Origin of the sequence: Acidovorax sp. LjRoot129, assembly GCF_964253765.1 — a bacterium.
In the GTDB taxonomy this organism is placed as follows: domain Bacteria; phylum Pseudomonadota; class Gammaproteobacteria; order Burkholderiales; family Burkholderiaceae_C; genus Acidovorax.
In genome coordinates, this window is sequence record NZ_CAXUSE020000004.1 from 28,789 (window position 1) to 52,637 (window position 23,849).

Annotated in this window: 31 protein-coding genes and 1 pseudogene; 4 read left to right on the forward strand and 28 right to left on the reverse strand. The window is 62.0% G+C overall.

The genetic code is table 11. The features are described from left to right. Positions 1–40 precede the first annotated feature (40 nt). From ACSQ3Q_RS26030 to ACSQ3Q_RS26130, 21 genes and pseudogenes are all read right to left on the reverse strand, one after another. Positions 41–169: pseudogene (locus ACSQ3Q_RS26030) on the reverse strand (NAD(P)-binding protein); the annotation flags it as partial. Between the two features lie 62 nt (positions 170–231). Continuing rightward, complete coding sequence (locus ACSQ3Q_RS26035) at positions 232–549, reverse strand: ArsR/SmtB family transcription factor (protein ID WP_436137361.1); 318 nt, start codon at positions 547–549, stop codon at positions 232–234. An 89-nt stretch (positions 550–638) separates the two neighbouring features. Next, positions 639–1,520, reverse strand: a complete 882-nt coding sequence (locus tag ACSQ3Q_RS26040; protein WP_436137362.1) for a sterol desaturase family protein — start codon at positions 1,518–1,520, stop codon at positions 639–641. A 16-nt stretch (positions 1,521–1,536) separates the two neighbouring features. Beyond that, positions 1,537–2,097 carry an arsinothricin resistance N-acetyltransferase ArsN1 family B gene (locus ACSQ3Q_RS26045; protein WP_436137363.1) on the reverse strand — a complete coding sequence of 187 codons (561 nt, stop codon included), beginning with the start codon at positions 2,095–2,097 and terminating at the stop codon, positions 1,537–1,539. 43 nt (positions 2,098–2,140) lie between these two features. After that, positions 2,141–2,593, reverse strand: a complete 453-nt coding sequence (locus ACSQ3Q_RS26050) for a MarR family winged helix-turn-helix transcriptional regulator (RefSeq protein WP_436137364.1) — start codon at positions 2,591–2,593, stop codon at positions 2,141–2,143. Between the two features lie 111 nt (positions 2,594–2,704). Then, entirely contained in the window at positions 2,705–3,424 is a 720-nt protein-coding gene (gene arsH / locus ACSQ3Q_RS26055; RefSeq protein ID WP_436137365.1) for an arsenical resistance protein ArsH, read from the reverse strand. Next, complete coding sequence (arsC, locus tag ACSQ3Q_RS26060) at positions 3,408–3,839, reverse strand: arsenate reductase (glutaredoxin) (protein WP_436137366.1); 432 nt, start codon at positions 3,837–3,839, stop codon at positions 3,408–3,410. Before arsC ends, arsH begins: the two co-directional genes overlap by 17 nt. Positions 3,840–3,864: 25 nt before the next feature. Beyond that, positions 3,865–5,154: an arsenic transporter gene (locus ACSQ3Q_RS26065; RefSeq protein ID WP_436137367.1), complete on the reverse strand. Its 1,290-nt coding sequence runs from the start codon at positions 5,152–5,154 to the stop codon at positions 3,865–3,867. Positions 5,155–5,209: 55 nt separating this feature from the next. Further along, a complete protein-coding gene (locus tag ACSQ3Q_RS26070; protein WP_436137368.1) occupies positions 5,210–5,716 on the reverse strand; it encodes an arsenate reductase ArsC in 507 nt (168 codons plus the stop codon). 91 nt (positions 5,717–5,807) lie between these two features. Continuing rightward, positions 5,808–6,131 carry an ArsR/SmtB family transcription factor gene (locus ACSQ3Q_RS26075; RefSeq protein WP_436137369.1) on the reverse strand — a complete coding sequence of 108 codons (324 nt, stop codon included), beginning with the start codon at positions 6,129–6,131 and terminating at the stop codon, positions 5,808–5,810. Between the two features lie 666 nt (positions 6,132–6,797). Beyond that, the gene (locus ACSQ3Q_RS26080; RefSeq protein WP_008904214.1) at positions 6,798–7,145 is read right to left on the reverse strand and encodes a c-type cytochrome; all 348 of its coding nucleotides are present in this window, start codon (positions 7,143–7,145) and stop codon (positions 6,798–6,800) included. After that, positions 7,142–8,374: a sulfite oxidase gene (locus tag ACSQ3Q_RS26085; protein ID WP_041484972.1), complete on the reverse strand. Its 1,233-nt coding sequence runs from the start codon at positions 8,372–8,374 to the stop codon at positions 7,142–7,144. Before ACSQ3Q_RS26085 ends, ACSQ3Q_RS26080 begins: the two co-directional genes overlap by 4 nt. 85 nt (positions 8,375–8,459) lie before the next feature. Then, positions 8,460–9,062: a hypothetical protein gene (locus ACSQ3Q_RS26090; protein ID WP_066787015.1), complete on the reverse strand. Its 603-nt coding sequence runs from the start codon at positions 9,060–9,062 to the stop codon at positions 8,460–8,462. Continuing rightward, complete coding sequence (locus ACSQ3Q_RS26095) at positions 9,059–9,592, reverse strand: RNA polymerase sigma factor (RefSeq protein WP_050813810.1); 534 nt, start codon at positions 9,590–9,592, stop codon at positions 9,059–9,061. The genes ACSQ3Q_RS26090 and ACSQ3Q_RS26095 overlap by 4 nt, the downstream gene beginning before the upstream one ends. Before the next feature lie 70 nt (positions 9,593–9,662). Continuing rightward, positions 9,663–10,022, reverse strand: coding sequence for a DUF305 domain-containing protein (locus ACSQ3Q_RS26100; RefSeq protein ID WP_008904210.1), 360 nt, complete (start codon positions 10,020–10,022; stop codon positions 9,663–9,665). After that, entirely contained in the window at positions 10,019–11,413 is a 1,395-nt protein-coding gene (locus ACSQ3Q_RS26105) for a beta-propeller fold lactonase family protein (RefSeq protein ID WP_436137370.1), read from the reverse strand. The genes ACSQ3Q_RS26100 and ACSQ3Q_RS26105 overlap by 4 nt, the downstream gene beginning before the upstream one ends. Before the next feature lie 161 nt (positions 11,414–11,574). Continuing rightward, positions 11,575–12,474, reverse strand: a complete 900-nt coding sequence (locus tag ACSQ3Q_RS26110) for an anti-sigma factor family protein (RefSeq protein ID WP_108322911.1) — start codon at positions 12,472–12,474, stop codon at positions 11,575–11,577. Positions 12,475–12,493: 19 nt separating this feature from the next. Continuing rightward, on the reverse strand, positions 12,494–12,997 hold the full coding sequence (locus ACSQ3Q_RS26115) for an RNA polymerase sigma factor (RefSeq protein WP_436137371.1): 504 nt from the start codon (positions 12,995–12,997) through the stop codon (positions 12,494–12,496). A 46-nt stretch (positions 12,998–13,043) separates the two neighbouring features. Beyond that, positions 13,044–13,361, reverse strand: a complete 318-nt coding sequence (locus ACSQ3Q_RS26120) for a COG4315 family predicted lipoprotein (protein ID WP_231624607.1) — start codon at positions 13,359–13,361, stop codon at positions 13,044–13,046. 120 nt (positions 13,362–13,481) lie between these two features. After that, complete coding sequence (locus ACSQ3Q_RS26125; protein ID WP_008904227.1) at positions 13,482–13,913, reverse strand: nuclear transport factor 2 family protein; 432 nt, start codon at positions 13,911–13,913, stop codon at positions 13,482–13,484. A gap of 161 nt (positions 13,914–14,074) precedes the next feature. Further along, complete coding sequence (locus ACSQ3Q_RS26130) at positions 14,075–15,181, reverse strand: YeiH family protein (RefSeq protein ID WP_436137372.1); 1,107 nt, start codon at positions 15,179–15,181, stop codon at positions 14,075–14,077. Between the two features lie 117 nt (positions 15,182–15,298). Here ACSQ3Q_RS26130 and ACSQ3Q_RS26135 point away from each other — a divergent pair, with 117 nt between their 5' ends. After that, the gene (locus ACSQ3Q_RS26135; protein ID WP_100174423.1) at positions 15,299–16,228 is read left to right on the forward strand and encodes a LysR family transcriptional regulator; all 930 of its coding nucleotides are present in this window, start codon (positions 15,299–15,301) and stop codon (positions 16,226–16,228) included. A gap of 745 nt (positions 16,229–16,973) precedes the next feature. On the opposite strand, the gene ACSQ3Q_RS26140 is transcribed toward ACSQ3Q_RS26135, so the two are convergent. The 4 genes from ACSQ3Q_RS26140 to ACSQ3Q_RS26155 all read right to left on the reverse strand — a co-directional run bounded on the left by ACSQ3Q_RS26140 (position 16,974) and on the right by ACSQ3Q_RS26155 (position 19,572). Beyond that, complete coding sequence (locus ACSQ3Q_RS26140; protein WP_436137373.1) at positions 16,974–17,318, reverse strand: H-NS histone family protein; 345 nt, start codon at positions 17,316–17,318, stop codon at positions 16,974–16,976. A gap of 278 nt (positions 17,319–17,596) precedes the next feature. Then, on the reverse strand, positions 17,597–18,568 hold the full coding sequence (locus ACSQ3Q_RS26145) for a hypothetical protein (RefSeq protein ID WP_436137374.1): 972 nt from the start codon (positions 18,566–18,568) through the stop codon (positions 17,597–17,599). Further along, positions 18,569–18,997: a hypothetical protein gene (locus ACSQ3Q_RS26150; protein WP_436137375.1), complete on the reverse strand. Its 429-nt coding sequence runs from the start codon at positions 18,995–18,997 to the stop codon at positions 18,569–18,571. Between the two features lie 344 nt (positions 18,998–19,341). Beyond that, positions 19,342–19,572 (reverse strand): hypothetical protein, encoded by a 231-nt coding sequence (locus tag ACSQ3Q_RS26155; RefSeq protein ID WP_436137376.1) that lies wholly within the window; start codon positions 19,570–19,572, stop codon positions 19,342–19,344. A gap of 69 nt (positions 19,573–19,641) precedes the next feature. Between ACSQ3Q_RS26155 and ACSQ3Q_RS26160 the strand changes: the two genes are divergently transcribed. The 3 genes from ACSQ3Q_RS26160 (at position 19,642) to ACSQ3Q_RS26170 (ending at position 21,505) form a co-directional block, all read left to right on the forward strand. After that, positions 19,642–19,896 carry an AbrB/MazE/SpoVT family DNA-binding domain-containing protein gene (locus tag ACSQ3Q_RS26160; protein ID WP_436137377.1) on the forward strand — a complete coding sequence of 85 codons (255 nt, stop codon included), beginning with the start codon at positions 19,642–19,644 and terminating at the stop codon, positions 19,894–19,896. Further along, the gene (locus ACSQ3Q_RS26165) at positions 19,893–20,222 is read left to right on the forward strand and encodes a type II toxin-antitoxin system PemK/MazF family toxin (RefSeq protein WP_436137378.1); all 330 of its coding nucleotides are present in this window, start codon (positions 19,893–19,895) and stop codon (positions 20,220–20,222) included. Before ACSQ3Q_RS26160 ends, ACSQ3Q_RS26165 begins: the two co-directional genes overlap by 4 nt. A gap of 806 nt (positions 20,223–21,028) precedes the next feature. Beyond that, positions 21,029–21,505 (forward strand): hypothetical protein, encoded by a 477-nt coding sequence (locus ACSQ3Q_RS26170; protein WP_436137379.1) that lies wholly within the window; start codon positions 21,029–21,031, stop codon positions 21,503–21,505. A gap of 76 nt (positions 21,506–21,581) precedes the next feature. Here the strand turns inward: ACSQ3Q_RS26170 and ACSQ3Q_RS26175 are convergent, their stop codons facing one another. From ACSQ3Q_RS26175 to ACSQ3Q_RS26185, 3 genes are all read right to left on the reverse strand, one after another. After that, entirely contained in the window at positions 21,582–22,025 is a 444-nt protein-coding gene (locus ACSQ3Q_RS26175; protein ID WP_436137380.1) for a hypothetical protein, read from the reverse strand. Further along, positions 22,000–22,689, reverse strand: coding sequence for an AAA family ATPase (locus ACSQ3Q_RS26180; protein WP_436137381.1), 690 nt, complete (start codon positions 22,687–22,689; stop codon positions 22,000–22,002). Before ACSQ3Q_RS26180 ends, ACSQ3Q_RS26175 begins: the two co-directional genes overlap by 26 nt. A gap of 319 nt (positions 22,690–23,008) precedes the next feature. Beyond that, complete coding sequence (locus ACSQ3Q_RS26185) at positions 23,009–23,584, reverse strand: tyrosine-type recombinase/integrase (protein WP_436137382.1); 576 nt, start codon at positions 23,582–23,584, stop codon at positions 23,009–23,011. Between the last annotated feature and the right edge of the window lie 265 nt (positions 23,585–23,849).

Genomic DNA, 23,849 nt, shown 5'->3' on the forward strand with positions numbered 1-23,849 from the left:
GCCTGCTGGCGTTGCCGGACTCCAGATGACTGGCGACGCCAAGCCCTGCCTCGAACACCACTACGCCGATACCTCGGCGAATCAGGTGAGCTGCAGCAGCCAGTCCGACAGGCCCTGCACCGATCACAGCGACTGAGGAAGCTTGCGATAAGGGAACACTCATTCTCATCTCCTTCGTGATTCGTAGATTAACGAATAATGTGGGAAAAAAGAGAAGCTTTCGCCTCTCCACTACAGCGACTGAACCAGCTGCTTGAGTTCTTCAAGCCGCGCCGGATTGATGCAATAGCAGGTCCGCTGTTCTTCCGCCGACCCCAGGATCAAACCAGCCTCCTTGAGGACCTTCACATGCTGTGAAGTGGTTGACGGTGCTAGACCCACCACATCCGCGAGGCTTCCAAAGTAGCACTGACCGTAGCTCGACAAATGGCATAGCAGCTGGATGCGGGCCGGATGGGCCAGCGCCTTGAAGAGCATTGCCAACTCTGTCGTGCGTCCGTCGTCCAGCACGACCAGTCCACCTTCTTCATCGTCAGGGCAACAAGACATAGGGCGCTTAATTCGTATTTTTACGAATGATCTCCCGCCGGTCGACGTTTGTCAAGCGCTATGACGCGTTTGCCAGTCACGCTACCGCCTCAGCCTCGGCAGCACTCTGGTGAGAGCATGGACTTGAGCTGCGTCCAGTAGCCCGCATGTGCTGGGTAGTCTGTGGTGGATGCAAACAGTCCGACCTGTGCTGGATCGTTTTGCCCTGGCAGGTAGCTGAAGGTGCCGAAGACCTGATCCCAGAGGATGAACGCACTGCCGAAGTTCGCCTCAGCCTCGGCGCTTTCCGTGGAGTGGTGCCAACGGTGCAGCTCGTTGGTACTGAAGACGTAGTTGGCCCAACCGCTGCGCAAGTCGAGGTTGGCGTGCTGGAGCATCAGCACCGGCTGCGACACCGCGAGATAGGCAAGGATGGTCTCTGCAGAAAAGCCAAGCAGCATCGCCGGGAGCATTGATACGGCGAAATTGACGATGTAGTTGAGTGGGTGGAAACGCAGGTTGTTGAGAGCGTACAAGCGCTCGCTGCTGTGGTGCATCGCGTGGAGCCAACACAGAGACCGTACCTTGTGGTGAAGGCGGTGCGACCAGTATTTCCCGAACTCGATCAGAAGCGCGGCGAGAAGAACCTGGAGCACAAACGGCAGGCTCTGCAGCCCACCCGCGTTGTCGACCCCGCTGTGCCCATACACCGCCAGCATGGCCAGAGCGCCCAACAGCTTGAGCATCGGCTCCACCACGGAAACCATGGTGGCAGCGCTGGCCCAGTCAGTTACACCATCTCCCATGGATCGGTTCCAGGCTGCTCGATAGGGAAAGTAGCGCTCCAGCACGCTGGCCATCAGCAGTGTCATGGCCGAGGCGAGCAACACCACGAGTTCCAGTGGGCCGGCAGCGCTCTGAACGTAGGCGAACGCACCAACGCTGGCCGCAGCGACCAGCACAACGAGATAGCGGGACAGAAATACAGGCATGTGGCGATCCTCCTACTCAGGCGGAAAGCCCGCCTGCGTGGCCGCCGAAGGCGTCGAATGCCTGCAGTGGCCTGGGTTCTGCCGAAGCCTGCAGGGTGCACTGCCACCAGCTCACGTCATGCCACTGTCCGTGCTTGAACCCCACGTTGCGGTAGACACCCAGGGCCTCGAAGCCGACAGACTCGTGCAGCGCCACGCTGGCTTCGTTGGGCAAGGCAATGCCGGCGAACGCCTGGCAGTAGCCCAGCTCGACGAGGATGCGCTTGAGTTCGCCGTAGAGCTCCTTGCCGATGCCCTGGCCGCGTGCATCCTCCCGTATGTATGCCGTGGTATCCACCGACCATTGGTAGGCTGCGCGCTCGCGATGCTTACTGGCATACACGTAGCCGTTGACCCTTCCCTGAGCGTCCTCGCTGACAAGCCAGGGCAGGTCTTGCAAGGTCTTGACAATGCGCTCGCGCATCTGCTCGACACTCGGCGCCTCCGTCTCGAACGAGATGCTCGTGGCCTGCACGATGGGTGCGTAGATGGCAGCAATGGCTGCAGCATCTGCTGAAGTAGCTGTGCGAATGGTCATGTGACGGTCGGTTGGTTGCGAGAAAGAAAGGGGTGGTGCGCCGCTAACAGCAGGGGCCGGCGCTCTTGGGCGCGCTAGGCAAGGCGCAACAAGCACCGGACTGGTCCTGCCTTAGCGCCTTGAGCAGCAGCGAAAGGGATTTCTCGACGGTGGCGCGGTCCCGCTCGCTCAAGCAGGCCAGCAGTTGCGCTGCATGTGCGTCAAGCGTGGCATTTAGTTCATTGACGGTCTGCACGCCTTCTTTGGTGAGGGTCACCAGCCAGCTCCGGGCGTCAGCGGGATTTGGTTCCTTGACGACCAGGCCCCGTGCGGCCAGCGCTTCGACGGCACGCGACACCCAGCTTTTTTCCAGACTGACCCGCGTTCCCAACTCCGACAACGGCAAAGTGCCCGAGCGCCCGAGTTCAGTGAGCAAATGGCATTGGGTGTTGGTCGTGCTGTTGCATTCGACCACCACGCGCTGCGCCCTGGTGTACATGCGCGAGACCTCGCGCAACAGATTCCCGGAATTGGCGGACGTCATTTAGATGTGCATAGCAACTAATTGGGTGAAGCTTAAACGTCGCCCAAATTGTTGTCAATAGCAACTATCTGGCCCGAGGCCAGATCAAATGCTGCGTTGATTCACCCGCTTTGAAAGCGCTTCCGCACTCTCGCGGCGCTCGCTGTACCGATCCACCAAGTAGTCGGCGCAGTCGCGCGTGAGAAGCGTGAATTTCACCAGTTCCTCCATTACATCCACCACGCGCTCGTAATAGCTCGATGGCTTCATGCGACCGCTCTCGTCGAATTCGAGAAAAGCCTTGGCGACCGATGACTGGTTGGGGATGGTGATCATCCGCATCCATCGGCCCAGCACCCGCATCTGGTTGACCGCATTAAACGACTGCGAGCCACCCGACACCTCCATCACCGCCAGCGTCTTGCCTTGGGTAGGCCGCACCGCGCCCACAGACAGGGGTATCCAGTCGATTTGCATCTTCAGGATGCCGGTCATCGCGCCATGTCGCTCGGGGGAGGTCCACACCATGCCCTCGGACCATTGGGCGAGCTCTCGCAACTCCATCACCTTGGGATGGGTGTCAGGCTCCGAGTCGGGCAGCGGCAAGCCGCGCGGATCGAAGATGCGTGTTTCAGCACCCAGGGAGCGCAGCAGCCTCGCAGCTTCTTCCGTAAGCAATCGGCTGTACGAGCGCTCCCGCACTGAGCCATAGAGCAGCAAGATACGTGGGGCATGTGTAGCCCGCGCTGCAGGCATCAGTCGTGCCAGAACCGGCACATCGAACGACTGGATGTCGACGTTCGGCAAATCAGTGCTTTGCGACACGGTGTCCTTTCGCGTCAATGACGGCTTCGCCGTCTTCTTTCGTGAACGCGCCCTGTTGGGGGTGCGGGAGGATATCCAACACGGCCTCGGAGGGGCGGCACAGACGAGTCCCTAGAGGGGTCACCACGATGGGGCGGTTGATCAAGATCGGGCGCTGGAGCATGAAGTCGATCAACTGCTGGTCGGTCCACTTGGGGTCGGCCAGGCCGAGCTCATCGAATGGCGTGCCTTTTTGCCGAAGGATTTCGCGTACGGGCGTGTCCATGGCCACCAGCAAGCGCTCCAGCGTGGCCCGCTCGAGCGGTGTCTTTAGATATTCGATCACCGTGGGTTCTTCCCCGCTGTTGCGAATCAGGGCCAGCACGTTGCGGGACGTGCCGCAGGCGGGGTTGTGGTAAATGGTGATTGTGCTCATGCCAGTTCAGTACAAAAAGGAAACGTCAGGCGAAAAGGCTCAGGCGCAGTGCCAGGGCAGCAAGGGTGACAAGCAGTACGGGCACGGTCAACAGGGTGCCGACTTTGAAGTAGTAGCCCCAGCCAATCGTGGTGCCCTTCTTGGCGAGCACATGCAGCCACAGCAGAGTGGCCAAGCTACCGATGGGTGTGATCTTGGGTCCCAGGTCACAGCCGATCACGTTCGCGTAGACCATGGCTTCTTTGACGACGCCACTGGCGCTGGAGGCGTCGATGGATAGCGCGCCCACCAGCACGGTCGGCATGTTGTTCATCACCGACGAGAGTAAGGCCGACAGCAGGCCAGTCCCCAAGGCTGCGCCCCAGACCCCTCCCAGCGCGAAACGGTCCAGCATCGCCGCCAAGTAGCCCGTCAGGCCTGCATTGCGCAGACCATAGACCACTAGATACATGCCTAGCGAGAAGACCACGATCTGCCAGGGGGCGCCATACAGCACCTTCTTGGTGCTGATCACCGAGCCACGACCTGCCACTGCGAGCAAGACCACCGCGCCCACTGCCGCAACAGCGCTGACTGGAACACCCAAGGGCTCCAGGCCGAAGAAGCCAACCAGTAGCAGGACAAGTACCACCCAGCCAGCGCGAAACGTGGCCGGGTCCTTGATGGCATCTGTGGGTTGTTTTAGCTGGCCCAAGTCGTAGGTTGCCGGAATATCACGTCGAAAAAACAGCATCAACACGACCAGGCTGGCCAATACTGAGGCGATGTTCACGGGAACCATGACCGAGGCGTACTCGTTGAAACCGATCTTGAAGAAATCGGCCGAGACGATGTTGACCAAATTGGACACGATTAGCGGCAGGCTGGCCGTGTCGGCAATGAAGCCTGCGGCCATGACAAAAGCCAGGGTGGTTGCCGGCGAGAAACCCAAAGCCACCAGCATCGCCATTACGATGGGCGTAAGGATCAGCGCGGCTCCATCGTTGGCAAACAGGGCCGACACTGCGGCCCCCAGAATTACGAATAAGGCAAACAGCTTGGGGCCTCGACCGCCGCCCCAGCGAGCGAAGTGCAGCGCCGCCCATTCAAAGAATCCGGCTTCATCCAGCAGCAGACTGATGATGATCACCGCGACAAAGGTGGCCGTGGCGTTCCACACGATGTGCCAGACCACCGGAATGTCTGTCAGGTGCACAACCCCCAGTAGCAGCGCGATGGTAGCGCCCAGAGAAGCACTCCAGCCGATACCAAGGCCGCGTGGCTGCCAGATGACCAGAACCAGGGTGAAAACAAAGATCAGGATAGCCGTGAACATCGTGCTGGGGCGCTATGGGTTGAGGTCGTGTGCGCTGAAGCGCAGACACGGGGATTCATTGGGCGGACAGTTCGCGGGCCGTACCCTGCATTCGTGCCTTGTCCAGCTTGTCACCAGGTAGGTTCACCAGCAGCTCCAGACGGCGTTTAATGGCGTGCAGCGTCTGGCGGAAGGCTTCAAGCTTCTGTGCTTCGGGGGCATCGCCCTCGCTTGGGTCTGCGTAACCCCAGTGGGCCGTGGCGGGGTGACCTGGCCAGATCGGGCAGACCTCGCCCGCAGCGTTGTCGCATACGGTGATGATCAGATCCATCTGAGGAGCGCCGGGTGCAGCGAATTCATCCCAGCTCTTGCTGCGTAGTCCTTCAGTGGAAATGCCTGCGTTCTGTAGCACTTGCAGGCCCAGCGGATTGGGTTGCTGGTTGTTGCGCGGGCTGCTGCCTGCGGAGTAGGCCTTGAACCGGCCCTTACCCATGTCATTGAGCAGTGCTTCGGCCAGGATGCTGCGTGCTGAGTTGTGCGTGCAAAGAAAGAGAACATTCAAGGGGTGCGGGGTATCGCTCATAGTGAACTCCAGGGTTGACGGCGGTGAGATGGGTGAATGGGGGCACGTGCGCACGGGCGCTTAAGTGATGAATCGCGTCACTGCGAATCACTCAGCAGTCGCAGGACGTGGCCTCTTCGGTGAGGCATGCCGCACCTTGGCAGCAGTTTTCTGTCAGATAGGCCAGCAGATCGTTCATGGTTTGAAACGAGGCGCGATAGACCAGGTTGCGGCCCTGGCGCTCCTGGCTCACTAAGCCAGCGTGGGACAACTCTTTGAGGTGGAACGACAGGGTGTTGGAAGCAACGCCCAGCTGCTCGGAGATCGCCCCAGGGGTGAGACCTACCTCCCCCGCGACTATGAGTGCACGAAATACACGGAGGCGCACCTCTTGCGCAAGGGCTGCGAGCGAGCGGACAACGGCTTGTTCATTCATAAATCAATGATACAACGATTATTGAATAGTTTAATGACACCTAGTCTTTGGGATTCAAACAGCAGGACTTGTGAGGGCGCTAGTGGGGTAGCGCGACCAGTACACCCTTCCTCGACCTTAAGCCGGCTAGCGTGTGCTCGTTCCCGGAGAGTTCGGCTGTGGTGCTTTGCGCAGGCCGAATTGGACAGTGGCATATAGAGCGACTGCTACGCAGCGGTTGCTGCCGTTCGAGTTTTCAACGTGAATGCCCTTGGCGTGCCGGATTGCGATCACTCCTATTCATGCATCGTGGTAATGCGCAGAGACAGGTTTCAGGCGCGCAGTTGACATTGCTAGAGAGTTGACAACAGCGTGCAGAGATCTGCAAGCTCGACGAGCAAGACTGCAGCAGCATCAAGCATGGTGCGATCAATCACCTGGGCGTGTCGCCAGCGTTGATGGCTTACCGCGAGCACAAGGCCATGCTGGGCAAGACTTAGGCCGGCGAGAAGTTCCCGGCGGTTGTGATGATGGGGGCTGGCTGGATGGTGGTCCCCGACATCAAACCAGGCAAGTGATGGTGAGTGGCTGACCCGCCCTGGGTCAGCCACTCAGTCGGGATCGCTGTTTGCAGGTGATCCCGTCCTTTTTGTCAGTTGGCGCAACAGCGCTGTGGCCAACCAGCCATCACTTTGATCCACCCGAAGCCTTGGCCACGTAGGCCGCCAGGGCGGCAATTTGCGCATCACTGAGTTTGCCGTTGTAGGACGGCATCTGCCCAATGCCGTTGCGCAGCGCGGTGGCCACGCGCTTGGCATCGGGCTTGAGCTCGTCCAGGCTGGGGCCCACGGCGCCTTCGGCTCCCGCGTCCTTGAGCGCATGGCACAGGGCGCAGGCAGGCACCGCGCCTTGGCCGAACAACACCTTGCCTTGTTGAAGTTGCGCGGCATCGTCGGCGGCGTGCACGGGCAGCACTGTGAATGCCAACGACCACAGGGCAGCGACCAACGCGTGTTTTTGGATTGTGCGCTTCATGCCACGCTCACTTTCACGGCGTGGTCGGCCCAGCTGGTGTTGTTGTAGCCGCCCGCGTTTTCCATGCGTTGTTCGGGCTGCACGTTGCCTGCGGTGTCGGTGGCTCGGCTCGCCAGGGTGAACTGGCCCGCCGGCAGGCGCGCCGCAAAAACAAACTGCCGCCACGCAAAGCGGCCGAGGTCGGGCCCCACCATGCGCGCGAGCTGCCAGGTTTTTCCGCCGTCCAGAGAAACCTCGACCTTGGCCACCGCGTTCATGCCGCCAAACGCCACGCCATGGATCTGTGTGTCACCCGCTTTAAGCGGGGCGCCGTCCGTGCCGGGACCGTTGATCCACGACTTCACCGTCATTTCCTGCACCGATGGCTGCGACGGGTCGCCCTTCGCGCCGGGCGGTGAAATGCGGTAGCCGTGCGACATGATGCGTGCGTCGGTCTCCTGAGCGGTGAAGGCCAGGCGTTTGACGTACTTGATGTTGTTCACGCCCGTGTAACCCGGCACGATCAAGCGCAGTGGGCCGCCGTGGGCCAGCGAAATCGGCACACCGTTCATTTCCCAGGCCAGCAGGGCATCGGCGAGTGCGGCAGCAGGCACCGAGCGTTCCACGATCACGCTCTTGGGGTCCAGTCCATCGGGGAGTTTTTCGCCGCCTGTGCCGGTGAGGTAGGCCATGCCGGCCTCCACGCCGCCCAGGGCATCCACCACCCAGCGCACCGGCACACCGCTCCACACCACACAGCCTGCTGCGCCCACTTGCCAAGGCGTTCCACTGGGCTTGTTGGGGAAGTAGCCGCGTCCGTTGCCAGAGCATTGCAACACCATCGCCGTGGTCTCGATGCCTATGCGCTTGAGGTCGCCCAGCGTGAGTTTGCGCGGGTTCTTCACCCCCTCGATGTTGATCTCCCAGGCATCGCGGTTGCCCAGGATCGAGGCGTCGGGCGCGGGCAGGTTGTTGCGGATGTAGAGCTGCTCGGACGGCGTGATTACGCTGGTGCCGAACACACTGCGCTTGGTCTCAATGGTGGTGCTGCTGTGCACGATCAGGCTGGCCGGGTCCTTCCAGCCCACGTACGCTGGCAGAGGCTTGGCAGCACCGGCCAAGGCGACGGGCGCGGTCTCACCAGCAGCGGCTGCGGTGCGGCCAAAGCTGGCCAGACCAACGGCAGCCAAAGCAGCGCCGCTGCCGGCCAGCAGGTGGCGCCGGGGGAGCGAGGTGGGTTGTTGGTTCATTTCTGGGGTCTCCGGTGGTTGGGCGTCGTGCGCCGGTTGGGGTGAAAGGGGTGAGCGGTTGATTCGTTGACAGGGACGCGGTGCCTCAGCCTGGCCCGGACACGGGAGGTGCCTGCAGTGCCGTCTGCGCGACCGCCAGTGCCTTCTTTTTCTGGGCCACCAGCAACAAGGGCTTGCCCTCGCGCGAGCGGATCACCTTCCAGTGCACGTTGCTCCACCAGCCGCTGGCCTCGCGCAGGTCCACAGACTGGTCAAAGGCATACACCGTCACCATGCCGCCCTTCTCGAAGAACGTGGTGAGGTGGTAAGCGAGGTGACCTTCGATATCGCATGGCCGCATGAGTTGGGGAAACCCGGGCACCACGTTGGCGTCCCGCATGCCCAGGTGCATGAGCAACTGGCGCTGCTCCATGAAACTGCCCCGCAAGCTGCGCTCGTGGTATTCGTGGTCGATCGCGTCGCGCACCATCGCTGGCGGTCGCACGGCGAGCACCCCGCCGCTGGTGCCACCGGCCAGCAAAAGCGCAGCCAGAAAACGCTGCAAGCCGCGTCGCGCCAGCAGCGGCTGCGGCTTTCGGTACAGGTGTGCCGGTGCGTCGCTGGCCTCGAAGGCGATCGCCAACTCGGCGCGCGCGCGCAAATCGAATTCGCTGTCGGGCAGGAAAGGCGCGTCGGTATCGGGGCTCATGTCTTGGTCCTGCGAAACGGGGTAACGTTGACATCGGCCTTGGGTGTCGCAGGTACCCCCATGGCCAGCTTCAAAGCGTCGCGCGCACGGGCTAGGCGCGACAACACCGTGCCGGGCGCGATCTCCAGCGCCTCGGCCATCTGGGCGGTGGGCATGTCGTCGAAATAAAACAGCACCAGCACCTCGCGGTGGATGGGCGCCAGGCGCGCGAGCGCCTTGACGACATCGAGTTTGTCGTCCAGCCCCGCGTCGGGCGCCGCTTGCTCGGGCTGCTCTTCATCGTCCAGCGACTGCATGCTGGGTGCGGCCTGGCGAAAGGCGGCGCGGCGCATGATCTGAAAGAGCCAAGCCCGTGCCAGCGCAGCGTCGCGCAGTTGCTCCCGGTGCTTCCAGGCGTTGGCAAAACAGTCTTGCACCACGTCTTCGGCAATGGCGCGCGAACCAGTGAGCGCCCACGCACTGCGCAGCAAAAAACGGTAGTGCTCACGCACCCATTGGTTATAGCGGGACTCGGCAGACTGGAACAGCATGGTGATCAAGAGCGCTGCATGGCTTGGTTCATTCCGTGGCGCTCATTGGTACTTTCCCTAGGGCTGTCGATCAAGGCCCCCGCGTCCCACCCAGCGACGGAAATTCCGCTTCCGCACCTTTGGCTGTGCGCTGCTGCAGGGTGTGCAGTCGGCGTTGCATGCTCTGGATCTCCACCGTCTGCCCGGCAATGATTTCCTCGGCCAACTGCCGGGTGACAGGATCGCGCCCATGCTGCAACACCAGCCGCGCCATGTCCACAGCGCCGGCGTGGTGCGGAATCATCATCGCCAGAAAGTCCTGGTCGGCCTGGCCTGCGTAGCCCGGGCTGTGCATGGCCTGCATCATGCGGGCCATCGATTCGTCCATATCCCGCTGGAATGCGCTGGTGTGCGCGGCGCTGGCGCCGTGGCTGGTGTGCGCGCCGCTCATGCCGTCTGGCCCTTCTCGCCCACACGCACGTAGACGAGGTTGATGCTCTTTTTGTTGCGCAGCGCGCCAGAGGGCAGCGTCAGATTGCCCAGGGGGATCTGCGCAATGAAGGTCGGGCGCAGCGGGTCGCTCACATCAAATGCACTGCACACGGTCTGGCCCGCGTTGGGCGTGCCGGGCAGCTCGTCCTGTTCGTGGGCCACATACAGCAGCGTGTTCTCGGGGTTGGTCCACAACCCGTGCGACTCGCGGCCACGGCTGGAGAAGGTGCCCACCACCTTGCGCTGTCCGCCCGGAGCGCTGCGGTCGATGATGGCGATCGGGCTCGACGCCACGCCGCCGGGGCCACCATCGTCGATGCGCGCCAGGCTGGCATAGACCACGCTGCCGCGCGCATTGCGCACGAACTCAACGTGGTTGGGCCGAGCGCCCATGCCGAGTGGCACGGTGTCGATCAGGTCGAAGCCACCCTGCGTCGAGCGGCAAGACACCGCATCAGCCAGCTTGTGCGAGAACCACACCTCGGCACCGTCGGGTGTGGTCTTCGTGAAGGGCGTGAAGCCGGGTTTGTCCTGTGCGCTGATGTCCAGCGTGGTCAGCCGCTGCGGTTGGCTGTGGCCATCCGCGCCGGGGTTGACGCGGAACACGTCGATCTTCGACACCTTCTGGCTGGCCACAAAGGCCAACGTACCCTCACGGTTGAACCACACCTGCGCCGGGCCGCTCAGTGTGGGCAGGTATTGGCGAACCGCGCTGGAGCCCGGGCTGTCGGCCCCCTTGAGCTGGCGAACGGCACGATCGACGCCGACGATGGCAATACGGTCTTCACCGCGCAGCGTGACCCACAGCTCGCGGCCGTTGCGCGTGAAAGTGGGCTCGTGCGGTTCGCGGCCCAGCAGCAGGCCACTACTCAGGCGCTCGGGGTTGGTGGTGGGCCCAGACGCAGGGTTGGGTGTGTTGCCGATCACGCGGCGCTGCTCGGCGTCGATCAGATAAATGTTGCTGGAGCCGCGCCCGCTGGTGGCCAGCAGCCGGCCGTCGGGCGACGGCACCGCGCCGTGGGCGTCGATGCAGCCGTGGTACAGCGGCTTGTGGATCATCGCCGCGTGTGTCGGCGCCACGCCGGCGGTGACGTAGCGAAATGGAGGCCGCGGGTCTTCGTCGAAGCTGGTCAGGTTGATCGTGCTCTCGACGGTGTTCGTCTTCGGATCGATGACGACCAGCGTGTTGGAGTCTTCATTGGTGATGAAGACGCGGTCGCGCGGGTCGATGCCGGTGGCTGCGGCTCCCGCTGAAGCGCCGGACGGGGCCTGGGCATGTGCTGCGGGCAGCGCGCTGGCTGCCGCGGCGGCCAGGGTGTACTTGAGAATGTCGCGGCGTTGGGTGGTCATGTGTGCTTTCTGAGTTGGTGTGGAGAGTGATCGCTTGGGTCGTGGGCCGGGAGCCGCCGATGAACCACTGCCCAGCGCTTGCTTCAGGTCAAGAGCGCGGCTCGGGCCGTTTCATTCCCTGGGCATGCCGACAGCGCGTCGCGCCGACGCCGCCCTGGCCTTCAGCGCGGGGTGCCAAGTTGCCGATAGACCTCGGCCGACACCTGCGCCAGCACGCTGCGGTCGGCGTCGGACGACAGGGCGTAGCCGAAGGGACCGTCGACCCAGTAGAAGACATTGACCACACCTTCGCGTGCGAAGCGGAAGGCCGTGTCTGTGTTCTTCACGCTGGCCTGCAGTGCCTTGTCCGGCCCCGCGGCACTGCCCACGTCGGCGACATCGTTGGATACGTACAGCGTCAGTTTGCTGCCGAGCTCGTTGCGGTACATGAACTGCGCCACCGGCCCCTGGCCGCCCGGCAACAGGCGCCCGCCTTCCAGCGTATAGCCCTGGGCCTGCAGGTACGGCGGCTTCATCGGCGCGCCCATGCGCTTGGACAGCCAGGCCACGAGCTGGTCTTCGTGCGCCGCGTCCACCTCGACCGGGCGGCGCGGGTCGGGACTGTATACCGCGTGAGCCACCGCCGCGCGCTGCGCGAAGCCGCCCGCTGACGCCAGCGTCAGGCCGCGCTCGGCGGGTGCCGCGGCGGCCATGCGGCCGGCATCGTCGCCCCCCGCGGGCAGGCCGCCCCGCAAGCCCCAGCCTGTGGCGCCGCTGATGACGGCGATGGCGATCCCAGCGGCCAGGCGCTGGAGGTACCAAGGCGTCTGCGGCACGGCGCGCGGGCGCGCCGATTTCAGCAGGCGCTGCGGCGGCTGTTCATCCAGCACGGGATCGAACAAGGCGTGCAGTTCGCGCTTATGCGCCCGGTAGGCCTCCAAGCGCTGCGCGTCTTCAGGGCGTGCGGCCAGATAAGCGGCGATCTCGACCTGGCGCTCAGCGGGCAGGCGGCCATCAACGAACGCATGCAGGTCGGCCTCGGTGACCGGGGGAATGGACGGTGGCGGACGGTCGGTATTCATGGGTTGCTTCGCAATACATTCATTTGACGACTTTCAGCCGCACCGGTTCTGCGCGGCCTTCCATCAGGCCGCGCAGGCGCTCACGGCCTCGCGACAGGCGCGACATCACGGTGCCGATGGGGATACCCAGGGCCTGCGCCGCATCGGCATAGGCCATGTCTTCCAGCGTCACCAGAAGAAGCACTTCCTTCTGCTCGACGGGCAGCAAGTCCAGTGCAGCCTGCAGATCCAGTACAGCCAGCCTGTCGGTTTGTGTCGGCGCCACCGGCACTTCGGGCGTGTCGTCGTCCATGGTCACGGTGTGCAGCCTGGGACGGCGCACGCCATCGACGTGCAGGTTGTGCATGATGCTGAAGAGCCAGGCGCGCATGTCGGCCACGCCGCCCCACAGGTTCGACTTGGCCCAGGCCCGCTCCAGCGTGTCCTGCACCAAATCGTCGGCGTCGTCACGGTTGTTCACCAGTGCGCGCGAATAGCGGCGCAGGCGCGGCACCCAGCTCAGCAGGCTTGCGTCGTCTTGCATCGGGGGGTCGTGGCCTGAGGGTCTGGACGGAAGTCGACAGCAAATGTCATTCCTTGATGATGTGCCAGACGTCTTTGAAGTTGTCGCCGGCGCGGTCGCCGGGCTTCTGGTCGGCCTGGTAGGTGTACACCGGCTTGCCCTTGTAGGCCCACTGGCGCGCACCGTCGTCGCGCATGACGATCGTGTATGCACCGGCGGGTTGGTCGCTGGCGGCGGCCATCGCGGGCGGCCACAGCGCGGCGCAGCCGCCGTTGCAGGTGCTTTTGCCGCTGCCTGCCACGTCCTTGTCGAAGGTGTAGAGCGTCATGCCCTTGGCGTCGACCAGCGCGCCGTTGGCGAGCTTGGCCGGCGCGTCGGCAGCCATAGCGCCGGTGAGTGGTGCCGCGAAGGAAGCCGCTGTGATCAGCAGCGCGGCCAGAGTCGAAAGGTGCTTCATGGGGTTGTCCTTTAGGGTCTGGTGGAGAGTAGCCACGCTGCGTGCCGTTCAGTAAGCCGCAGCCACCGCCAGCTTGGGGTCGATCTGCCAGGTTTCACTGACGATCTTGCCTTCACGGAACGTCAGCACGTAGCGCACCTTGATGGGCATCTTGCCTTCGAAGACGACGTTGGCCGAGACGGTGGCGCCCTTGGGGTTGGCCGATTCTTCAATCTGGCCGACTGTGAGCTTCAGTGGGCCGACGGCCTTGCCGAACTTCTCCCAGGTGCCGCGAATGGCATCGGTGGTGGCATAGGTGCCGTCGAGTGGGCCGCCTACCCAGTTCAGCTGGGCCTGGTCGGCATAGGCACGCATGACGATCTGGGTGTCGCCCGAGGCGATGGCCTGGAAGTGCGTGCGGGCGTCGTCGCTGGGGGCGGCGAAGGCGCTGCCGGAGGCGAGCGTCAGGGCGGTGGCGGCGAAAGCGAAAGTCTTGAACATTGTGGGCTCCGATGAAGGGTTGGTGTGAAGTGAAGGGGGGTGAGTGCTGGACGAAGGGTCCGATAGGTCCCGACAAAAGAGCAGACGGCGTCGGCATGCGGTCTATTCCAGAGCGTGCAAAGAAATTTAGGGTCAGGGCCCTGGGCCGTGAATTCGAGGCTTCAGCCCAGCAGGGCCGGCACCCAGCGGTTGATGAGCGCGCCTCCGACGATGAGCCAGCCGAACAAGATCAACGCCAGCAGCAGCGGCTTGGCCCCGGCCTTGCGAATGGCGCCGATGTGCGTGGCCAGGCCGAGCGCAGCCATCGCCATCGCCAGCAGCGCGGTGTCAATCTCGATCGTCACTGCCACCACCGACGCCGGCAGCCATTGCAGCGAATTGAGCAACACAACCGCGACGAAGCCGAAGGCGAACCAGGGCACAGCGAGTTGACCCTTGGCGTGAGCATGCTCTGCCTCCACCAGGGCTTGCAGGGTGCTGTCGCGCGCCAGCCAAGCCGACAGCATCACCAGGAACGGCGCCAGCATCATTACTCGAACCATCTTCGCGATGACGGCCGAGTTGGCTGCGTCCGGGCCCACCGAACGTGCTGCGGCCACCACCTGGGCCACCTCGTGGATGGTCGATCCGACGTAGATGCCGAACCCGTTGGCGCCGCCGGGGATCAGCGCCCAGTGCCGGTTCAGCTCGAACAGCGCCGGGTACAGGAAGATCGCCAGCGTGCCGAACACCACCACCGTGGCCACCGCCACCGTGACCTGCTCGGCGCGCGCCTCGACCACCGGCTCGGCGGCCATCACCGCAGCAGCGCCGCAGATGGCACTGCCAGCGCCGATCAGCATCGCCGTCTTGCGCTCCAGGCCCAGCCAGCGCGTGCCGATGAGGCAGGCCAGTGCGAAGGTCGAGCCCAATATCATTGTGTCGATGGCGACACCAGCTATGCCAACATGGTCAATGTCCTGCACGGTGAGCCGCAGGCCGTACAGCACCACGCCCAGGCGAAGCAGGTTCTGCTTGGAGAAGTTGACGCCGGCGCCGCTGGCTACCGCCCAGCGCGGGGCCCACGGGTAAACCGTGTTGCCCACGATCATGCCCAGCACGATGGCCAGCGTCAGCGCACTGAAGCCATGGTCCTGCAGCCAGGCGATGCGGCCCAGCGCGATACCGGTGGCAGCCAAGGCGCCGCTCAGGGCCAGGCCGGGGAGCATGCGTGCGAAAGCCGATGCAGAGGCCGATGTGCGTGGCTCAGGAAGTACGTTGATGGTCATGCTGCTTGCCTCCGGTTGAAGTTCATGAGGACGAAGCTTCCGGCTTCATAGATGACCCGTCAAACGGGTTGTATCGCTAAGATGTACCCATCTGATCGCTTTGCAAACAAATCCGCCATGAATACCCTTCGCCTCACGCTGCGACAGCTGCAGATCTTCGTGGCGGTTGCGCGCAGCGGCACTACCACGGCAGCCAGCGCCGAGATCGCGCTGTCGCAGTCGGCCACCAGCTCGGCCGTGAATGAACTTGAGCGGCTGCTGTCGCTGCGCCTGTTCGACCGCGCGGGCAAGCGCCTGCTGCTCAACGACAACGGCCGTGCGTTACTGCCGCGGGCCCTGGCGCTGCTGGACGGTGCCGCCGGCATCGAGTTGATGTCCCGCGATGGCAGCGCCCAGGCGCAGTCGCTGCGCATCGGCGCCAGCACCACCATCGGCAACTATGTGCTGCCCAGGCTGCTGGCCCGTTTTGTCGCAGCGCAACCGGGCCATGCCAGTGCCTGGCGCTCAAAGGTCGTGATCGGAAACACGGCGGCCATCTGTGACGCGGTCGCTGCGTTTGAACTGGACGTGGGCCTGATCGAAGGGCCTTGCCACCAAGCGGCGCTGGCCGTCACGCCATGGCACCAGGACGAGATGGTGGTCGTTACATCGCCCGACAGCGCGTGGGCACGAATGAGCCTGGCCGGCGAGCGGGTGCCAATGCGGACACTGCGTGAAGGGGTCTGGCTGGTGCGTGAGTTGGGCTCGGGAACGCGCGAGGCCACCGACCAAAGTCTGCTGCCCCACTTGCGCTCCTACCGTCGAAGCATCGAGCTGGGAAGTTCGGAGGCGATCAAACATGCGGCCGAGGCGGGTATGGGGGTGGCCTGCCTTTCGTCGTGGGTCGTGAGCGACGCTTTGGAGGCCGGCCGCCTGTGCCGCATCGCCACGACCTTGCCGCGGCAGCTCCGACAATCTCACCTGGTCGTGCATCGCGACAAACAGCCCACCGCTTCGCTGCTGGCATTTGTCGACCAGGTATCTGGCGCCGAGAAAACGGCGCCATGAAATGTGACTCCATCGAGGTCAGGCCTGAGCAGCTCGCCAGTCGGCGCTCAAGCTTATCCACGCACCTTCAACGAGATTCACGGCAGGCTCACCTGCACAAATGCCGGATGCGGATGGCGAGGTCAAGACTGCCGCATATCCACATACCGCACGCGATGTCTTGGGCATTGCGATCCAACGGCCACCCCTTGTCTCCTTCTTTATTTGCGGCGAGAGCAATGATCAGAATGTTGCAACAGCATCAGGTCAAAGTGAACTATTGCCCGTCTATCACGCACTTTGAGGAGCACTGGGAACCCGGGTGGCGGGTATTGCGCTACGGACACTGAAGGACCAAAAGAAGTGATTCGCCCTCCCTGCTGGCGCTTGAAGAAGGCCTGCCCAGGGTCCAGAACACCGTTTCGTCCGTGACGCAAAGGGCCATTCCAGAACTTTGCACTTCGCTACAGTGCCGAACGACCGGTACAGGTAATCGATCGGTCGCTTGAGATCCTGACCGGTGAGCGACCGCTTGCGGTGGCGCCCATGGACTCTGCCGTCGAACCTAAGTGGCAGCAATCAGCCTAAAGCTGCCATTCACTGACTGCGTGACCTCTGAAATCTGGAACAAAAAAAGGCCGCACTGACGCGCTTAGCAAATAGTTCGATCAACCCTGCACCCGGATGAGCACGCTGCTGATGCTGAAAGACTGCTCAATGGGATTGTGCGCGTGCCCACCAGCACTCTGCGATATCGCTCGCACCGTCAGTCCTGTCTCCTTGAGGATGCAGCTGCCATCTCGGCTAGGAATGGACCCTGTGGAGCCCTTGGGCGCTCTATCAAGAAATCCTCACGGTTCTTCCCCGCAATCCAAGCGGGCGCCCTTCCTCGTCCAGTCCAGGTCGCACCGGTTTTTTCGTCCCGATATTTTTCGGCTACCTTTTTGACGAGGGGCTTCCAAGGGAAGACTTGCTGGGCAGTGAAGCCAAACTCAGCCACCAACTCGTGTACTTTCCTGAGTGCTTCCTCGGATGCCTTTTTCCGGGCCTGTGAAATCGCAGTATCCAACTCCGCCCGTTGTGCGTAAAGATCCTTCAGTGTTTTTGTCATCGCCTTAAATATTCCGCGGAATTCCATCTGTGGCAGAATTATCCAAGCTCCACCGCTTTGGATTGGTGCAATGGGAAATTTGACGCCAAGGCAGTTGGCGGCATCGCCGGACTGATCAGACTGCCAATCCAGCGTTGACTACTGTCTGCTTACCCCAATGGGCGTGCCTTGGGGAATGATTTTGCGGCTTCACATCCTTGGTCGAACGAAAGCATCCTGTCGATTGTCAATGGCACAACAGGTCCAGGTAGCTGCCGATCGGCTAGGCGACCTTTTGCTCAGACCTTCGGCGGCTTGATGCCCAATTGGGCCCAGCCGGCCAGCTCTTCAGCCGTTGTTTCGTCGAGGCGCGTAATTGCACCAACTGGCGGAGGGCCTGACAGCTCGATGTAAGACCCAGGCGCGAGTCGATCCACGAATACAGCCAAGCACTTTCCGCCACTCTTGCTGGACTGGTATTCAATGGCTTCAAAGTCAGCAGCCCTGATGAGCTCTGACAGGATTTGGCTAGGTGCTGGCAGACCGAACTGAATCGGGAGCACGCGCCAGTTGTGAACCGCAGTCGCATCGTGCAGTTGCTTGCCGGTTGTCATCATGCGCAGATCATTTGGCATGAACTTCAGTTTCTTTTTGATCCGCTCCGCTCTCTCTGGCATGTTGATCTTGCCAAGGACTCGCGCCAGAGGCCCGAGAGTTGCGGGCGTCAGCGGAAAGACTCGTGAAAGTTTGCCGTTGAGCACAACGGTGGTGTGGCTCTTACCTGGGTTGAGAGCCAGTTCCTCTGGACTCAATCCCTCGACCGTGTGACCCGCCTCGATTTGGAACTTCTCCCGATATGCCGTTGGATGGTCCGACGCTAAATACAGAGATGGCCATGGACTGAAAGTCTGGCTGTCGATTTCGGCCCCAGCGTTGAATCGACCACCAATGCTGGTGAGGCTACCGGCAGCGGACAGCGGGTAAAGCGTCCACTGGTAGTCAACGATCCGGACCCAGTTTGCCAGTTGCAAAGCCTCGGCTGGCGTGTCTTGCAGTGCCCTCAGTAGTTCTGGACGTCGGCGACGCCGTTCAGGCTCGAGGTTGAAGTAGAGGATGTCCTGAAGCTCATCCAGGTCTGCAGAGAGCTCACTCCAGCGATCCAGCGACACTTCACTGAAGCGGTCGAGTTCAAGAATCCCTTTGATCGGAGGCGTGCCTGCGGCCGCACCGCGGGGCGCTGGTGGAGCCGGCTTGCCTCTGCGTCCACTCAATTACTTGACCTGCACCTGATTTGTCATGGCTTGAATGATAAATCGCCGAAGTCTGTCGTACCGACCCAAACGGATCATGTCGCGAGGGGAGACGTCGCCCAACAGCGGATTTCTTGCCCGAAACCAAGCCACTGTTTTCTCGGGATCTCCCGAAAACTGCTTGGCAACCAAATTGATGGTTGATGCGATCTCTTCCATCCGGACTTGAACGGCCTCGGGGATGTTTTCATCCCAGCGAACGGAGGACTCTGCGACAGCAGCAATGCGGCCCACGTCGGCCTTCTTCAAGGACAAAAACTGGGCAGCCTTTTTTGCATCGAAGGTCGTACCGTGGCCGAACTGCAAAAGATCCTCAGGCACTGTGTCGAACAGGCCAAATCCAGACTGGCCAGAGGCCTGGCGGATTGCGGTTGCTTCCATGATGCCCATCAATGAGGTGGAAAGGTTGAAAGTCTATTGTGGCTGAAACACTATCAAACCACGAATAGACCATCTTTATACATCATTGCAAACGACTGTGCTTACTCCCGCGTTTTCATCGCTATTGATCGGGTGTAGCTTTGAACGGCCGATGGTCTGGCTCTGGTGTGGGGGACTGAGCTCAACGTTTAGCCGCACCAGCGGCAGCTAGCGATCCATAGCACTCTGCGGCGTGTGGGTCTCGTCGATGCTCACTGATATGGCCGAAGTGGCTGAACAGCGTCGTTGAGCCTATTTATTTGACATAAGGTATATCGTATCTACTGGCGTGGGAGCGCGCCGCTCAGGAACATTTATGCCAGCTCCTGGAACTCATCTCCAGCGTTGCCCCAGATTTCGATCGTATCCGTGAAGTTGAGGACCGTGCGCTGCACTTTGTACCCGTGCTCGATCTCCAGCACCAGCTCGCCGTCGCTCATGTTGTCGCGCACTTGCTGCCACCGCTTCTCGGCTTCTTCCGGTGTAAGGTCGATGTAGAGGCGGTGTGTCTGGCCGACCGTGTAGATGATTGCGGTATGCGTCATCTGTCCACTTTACCCGCACCCACAATTCTCTTCGACGTTATACTTTCGTATAACTAACAGGAGAGATTGATGCCTTCTACCAACCTTCGCCAAGTGGGCGGCTCCGTCATGATGGCCGTGCCGCGCGCGTTCCTGGACCAGCTGCACCTGGCGCCCGGAGCATCCGTAGACCTTACGCTGGACGGCGGCCGCATTGTGGTCGAGCCGAAGCCGGCGCCTCGGTACACGCTCGAAGACCTGATCGCGGTCGGCCCAGTGCCGGCGCGCACCGCAGAAGACGAGGCCTGGCTGTCCAGCGCGCCAGTCGGCAAGGAGCTCATTTGAACCGCGGCGACATCTACATGGTATCGCTCGACCCCACGATGGGCCACGAGCAGGCCGGGCGACGGCCGGTGATCATCATCACGCCAGAACCCTTCAACAGGCTCACCGACGCCCCAATCATCGCGCCCATCACCACGGGCGGTGCCTTTGCGATCAAGTACGGCTTTGCGGTCGAACTGGCCCCTTTGATGAAGACCAAGGGCCACGTTCGATGCGACCAGCTCCGCACGCTCGACCTCGGGGCGCGCAGGGCAACCTATGTCGAAGCAGCCACCCCGGAGGTCATCGATGAGATTTTGGCGAAAGTTGCCACCCTGGTAACGTAATCACCGCCCTGCTATCAAGTGTCCCCCAAAGGGGGAAGGGCCATGCCCCCTGGGCGGCTTCGCCGCGGCGTCCCGCCCGCGCCTAGGGCGCTCCTTGGCAGGAAGGCTGCGCCTCCCAGACCCACCGGGCTGCGCCCCCTGTGCCGCCTTCGCGGCACGGGCCCCGGCAAAAGGGTCAACCGGCGACAAGTCAATCTGGGCCGGTATCCGGGTTTTGGGGTGTTCGGGAATTCAAAAAAGAACAAGGCAAGCGAAGCGCGTCAGGCCGAAGGCAAGGTCCCTGTGGGCAAGTGTGGTGGGAGGTGTGGGCATGTGGTCAAGGCAAAGCCTTGTCCATATGTCCATGCCGACCCCCGCTTGTCCATCAGGCGCAATACTGGCAGGGCCGTACCTTGGACGAGCCCACGGGACGGTGCGGTGGTTGTGAGATCATAGAAAGGGCGGAAAATTTTCGCCAATAAAATCAACAACTTAGCCATGGGGGTGGGGTCATTAGCTGTGACCCGAGGTGGGGTCACGCCAGAAGAACCACGGCGGGTCAGCCAGGATGACCCGGGGTAAGGTCATCCAGAGTGACCCTACCTAGCAGCCGTGCTCGGTTATCGAGCAGGCTTGTTGCCTTGTCCGATACCGGTGCTATCATTTCCGGTATGGCTACAGACATTGCACGCATTGGAACACCCCCGCTCGCCGAGAGCAAACGGCAAACCTGGGTGCAGACAGAGCGCGCCTCCCATGAGGCATGGGCTGACCTGGTCCGAACAAAACCCCGCGCGGCCGCCCTGCTCCACACCATCGTGGCGCACATGAACGAACACTCTGCTCTGGTGGCCAGCCGCCCAGTGCTGGCCCGTATGGAGAAGGTCAGCGAGGCCACCGTCAAGCGCGCGGTGGCGGACCTCAAGGCCGGCAATTGGATCGAGGTGGTCCAGGTCGGTGGGAAAGGTGGCGTCAACGCCTACGTGGTGAACTCCCGCGTGGCCTGGGCGAACCGTCGGGACCAACTGCCCACGGCCATGTTCACCGCCACGGTGATCGCGGATGCTGGCGAGCAGGATTCGATCGGCACACAGCCGCTGCGCGCCCTCCCCGCCCTATATCCCGGTGAGGCCCAGCTGCCCCACGAACCTGCCGAGCCTCAGCCGCCGAGTCAGCCTGAGCTGCTTGGGGTCGAACCCCCTCCCCTGCCCGCCCTGCGTCTTGGCGAGAAGCTGGACGCAGCCACCGGTGAGATCAAGCAGGAACGCCTCAGCGTAGTGAGCCAGCTGCGTAAAATCACCTGACCGGCGCGTATAGCACTGCTAGCTAGCATAGCTAGCCTAGCTATACAAGCTAGCCTATCTAGACTAACTACGCTAGCTAGGATAGTCCGCGCTCCTTGAGCATGCGCGCCATCTTCTCTTCCAACGCCTTTTTCACGATAGACGTCTGCGATTCCCCATAGGTGGTCTCTCCGAGGAACTTGAGCTTGGCCAGGAGCGCCACGGGCAGGCGCAGGTTCAGCTGCTGGGATGCGGTCGAATTGGCCAGCTCATCCCACGGCATCACGGGCTTGTCCTTGCCCTTCCCCTTCGCAGGGGCCGCCGAGGCCTCAGCGACGGGTTCGGGGGCGGCGACCGGGGAAGCCTTCACCTCCTGCTGAACGCCCTCCCCTGCCCCGTCGAGCGCTTGCGCTGCAGCCCTGGACGGCGCCTCGGTGATCTCAGAGACGCTGTCCAGATCCTTGAGCACATCGGCCGAGCTGCGCATGGGCGGCCTGGCAGACATGGCGGGCCGGTTACTTGGCGAGGTGCCAGTCTTCATTGAATATCTCCCGATAGAGGTTTTGCATCTCCGCGTTGGCCTTTGCGTCGGCGTCCCCGCCCGTCAGCTCGACCACGCTCAAGCCCGCCTTGTTCGCCCGCACATAGGCGATGCGGTCACAAATGGTGGCTTGCATCAGCGGGAAGGTCTCGGCGAACTCCTGCAGCGACTGCCTGGTCTCCGTGGTTTCGCGCACCTGGGGGTTGTTGTGGACCATCGAGAGCATGGAGTAGGCATTGATGGTGCGCTCCATCTTCTCCTGCATTTCTTTGACGATGCTCTCCATGCGAGAGACGGACCACAGATCAAACTGGGCAGGCTTCATGGGTACGACCAGCATGTCGCAGATAGCCACGGTCTGGCGCATTTCGATCGAGTCGGCGCCCGCGCAATCCACGATCACGATCTCGTATTTCTCCCGGAGCTTGGCCAGGTCGTAGCCCACCTTGCCGGTCTTGGTCACGCTGGTCACGGAGGGAACAACCTCGGATTCGTGCCGCATGGTGGCCCAGAAGCTGGCGTCAGGCTTGTTGAAGTCGGTATCGACCAGGAGGGTTTCTTTGCCAGCCAGCGCGCACATGGCGGCGATGTTGACGGCTGCGGTGGTCTTACCCACCCCGCCCTTCCCTGTGGCGAATGCGTAAATGCGCCCTTGAGTGTTCACTAGAGGCTCCTAAAAATCTGTATAGCCAGTATAGGCTAGCTAGCTTAGCTAGTAAAGCTAGTGTTGCTAACCTAGCTAGTAATGCTAGCGAAGATAGTCTAGCTAGTATGTCTAGCTTAGATAGCCTTCATAGACTAGCTAGCGTGGATAGTATAGATAGCCTAGCTAGTAAAGCTATACAAGCTAGCCTAGCTAGTGTGGCTATACAAGCTAGCATAGCTAGTGTGGCTATACAAGCTAGCATAGCTAGCATAGCTAGCAAAGATAGCCTATATAGACTAGCTAGTCTAGCTATATGTCCTAATAATCCATTTCTTATTCAAGCCAGGGCCGCGAACTTCTTCAGGCGCTCTGGTGAGCTGGAGAAGTAGGCCTGGGTCGTCACGATGCTGGAGTGGTCCAGCAACTCCTTGACCGCATAGATGTCGGCACCGTGCTCGATCAGCCTGGTTGCGAACGACCGCCGGCCCGAGTGGGAAGAGCCACGCACGTTCGCGCGCGCATAGCAGATGGCGACCAAGCGCTGCATGCTGTTGGCGGAGAAGTGGCCGCCGCGCTGCGACTGGAAGAGGGGAGTGTCCATGTGCCGGAGGCTCCGGGTGCGCAGGTAGGTGAGCACGGCAGCGCGCGCGTCCGCGTTCACCAGGAAGACCTCGCGGAACCGCTCACCCTTGCTCATGGCGGCCAGCAAGCGGACCACCTCCTTAACCTGCCCGGTGAGCGGATCGAATACGTCACCGATGCGCAGGGCTGCCAGCTCTTTGGCGCGTAGACCCATGAAATGCGACAGCATCAGGATGGCCCGATCCCGGTCCGCGAACCGGTAGCGCGCCTGGGCCGCCAGGGTCTTGTCGAGCTGGTCGCGGGGTATGTAGGGGGCCTTTCCAGACTTCATTAGGGAATGATAGAGGTCCACCTCGGCCCGGGAAATCACATATGTCCTATAAGAATCAGAGGAGGACAAATGACGAGACGTTACGCACGCGCGGCGAGCTGAAGGAGGCAATTGGCTTCACTGGGGCCAACTTTCGCTGTGAAACAATGGTTAGGTCAACGGTGTTGATTTCGATGCGATCCAAACCTGCGGCCATTCTGGGTGGAGGTCAACGGTGTTGGGGTAGGGCGCGGCTGTTCCTAACGATCAATCACTGAAATAACGC

What these genes read in the sequence shown, in the direction of transcription:
- ACSQ3Q_RS26175 (WP_436137380.1), bottom strand. Translation starts at nt 22,025, where the DNA reads ATGAAGACTGGCACCTCGCCAAGTAACCGGCCCGCCATGTCTGCCAGG.
- ACSQ3Q_RS26100 (WP_008904210.1), bottom strand. Translation starts at nt 10,022, where the DNA reads ATGAGCGGCGCGCACACCAGCCACGGCGCCAGCGCCGCGCACACCAGC.
- ACSQ3Q_RS26095 (WP_050813810.1), bottom strand. Translation starts at nt 9,592, where the DNA reads ATGCTGTTCCAGTCTGCCGAGTCCCGCTATAACCAATGGGTGCGTGAG.
- ACSQ3Q_RS26085 (WP_041484972.1), bottom strand. Translation starts at nt 8,374, where the DNA reads ATGAACCAACAACCCACCTCGCTCCCCCGGCGCCACCTGCTGGCCGGC.
- ACSQ3Q_RS26075 (WP_436137369.1), bottom strand. Translation starts at nt 6,131, where the DNA reads ATGAATGAACAAGCCGTTGTCCGCTCGCTCGCAGCCCTTGCGCAAGAG.
- ACSQ3Q_RS26140 (WP_436137373.1), bottom strand. Translation starts at nt 17,318, where the DNA reads ATGACAAAAACACTGAAGGATCTTTACGCACAACGGGCGGAGTTGGAT.
- ACSQ3Q_RS26040 (WP_436137362.1), bottom strand. Translation starts at nt 1,520, where the DNA reads ATGCCTGTATTTCTGTCCCGCTATCTCGTTGTGCTGGTCGCTGCGGCC.
- ACSQ3Q_RS26115 (WP_436137371.1), bottom strand. Translation starts at nt 12,997, where the DNA reads ATGCAAGACGACGCAAGCCTGCTGAGCTGGGTGCCGCGCCTGCGCCGC.
- ACSQ3Q_RS26065 (WP_436137367.1), bottom strand. Translation starts at nt 5,154, where the DNA reads ATGTTCACGGCTATCCTGATCTTTGTTTTCACCCTGGTTCTGGTCATC.
- ACSQ3Q_RS26035 (WP_436137361.1), bottom strand. Translation starts at nt 549, where the DNA reads ATGTCTTGTTGCCCTGACGATGAAGAAGGTGGACTGGTCGTGCTGGAC.
- ACSQ3Q_RS26045 (WP_436137363.1), bottom strand. Translation starts at nt 2,097, where the DNA reads ATGACCATTCGCACAGCTACTTCAGCAGATGCTGCAGCCATTGCTGCC.
- ACSQ3Q_RS26160 (WP_436137377.1), top strand. Translation starts at nt 19,642, where the DNA reads ATGCCTTCTACCAACCTTCGCCAAGTGGGCGGCTCCGTCATGATGGCC.
- ACSQ3Q_RS26070 (WP_436137368.1), bottom strand. Translation starts at nt 5,716, where the DNA reads ATGAGCGATACCCCGCACCCCTTGAATGTTCTCTTTCTTTGCACGCAC.
- ACSQ3Q_RS26130 (WP_436137372.1), bottom strand. Translation starts at nt 15,181, where the DNA reads ATGACCATCAACGTACTTCCTGAGCCACGCACATCGGCCTCTGCATCG.
- ACSQ3Q_RS26120 (WP_231624607.1), bottom strand. Translation starts at nt 13,361, where the DNA reads ATGGCTGCCGACGCGCCGGCCAAGCTCGCCAACGGCGCGCTGGTCGAC.
- ACSQ3Q_RS26105 (WP_436137370.1), bottom strand. Translation starts at nt 11,413, where the DNA reads ATGACCACCCAACGCCGCGACATTCTCAAGTACACCCTGGCCGCCGCG.
- ACSQ3Q_RS26135 (WP_100174423.1), top strand. Translation starts at nt 15,299, where the DNA reads ATGAATACCCTTCGCCTCACGCTGCGACAGCTGCAGATCTTCGTGGCG.
- ACSQ3Q_RS26125 (WP_008904227.1), bottom strand. Translation starts at nt 13,913, where the DNA reads ATGTTCAAGACTTTCGCTTTCGCCGCCACCGCCCTGACGCTCGCCTCC.
- ACSQ3Q_RS26110 (WP_108322911.1), bottom strand. Translation starts at nt 12,474, where the DNA reads ATGAATACCGACCGTCCGCCACCGTCCATTCCCCCGGTCACCGAGGCC.
- ACSQ3Q_RS26170 (WP_436137379.1), top strand. Translation starts at nt 21,029, where the DNA reads ATGAACGAACACTCTGCTCTGGTGGCCAGCCGCCCAGTGCTGGCCCGT.
- ACSQ3Q_RS26185 (WP_436137382.1), bottom strand. Translation starts at nt 23,584, where the DNA reads ATGAAGTCTGGAAAGGCCCCCTACATACCCCGCGACCAGCTCGACAAG.
- arsC (WP_436137366.1), bottom strand. Translation starts at nt 3,839, where the DNA reads ATGAGCACAATCACCATTTACCACAACCCCGCCTGCGGCACGTCCCGC.
- ACSQ3Q_RS26090 (WP_066787015.1), bottom strand. Translation starts at nt 9,062, where the DNA reads ATGAGCCCCGATACCGACGCGCCTTTCCTGCCCGACAGCGAATTCGAT.
- ACSQ3Q_RS26150 (WP_436137375.1), bottom strand. Translation starts at nt 18,997, where the DNA reads ATGGGCATCATGGAAGCAACCGCAATCCGCCAGGCCTCTGGCCAGTCT.
- ACSQ3Q_RS26080 (WP_008904214.1), bottom strand. Translation starts at nt 7,145, where the DNA reads ATGAAGCGCACAATCCAAAAACACGCGTTGGTCGCTGCCCTGTGGTCG.
- ACSQ3Q_RS26155 (WP_436137376.1), bottom strand. Translation starts at nt 19,572, where the DNA reads ATGACGCATACCGCAATCATCTACACGGTCGGCCAGACACACCGCCTC.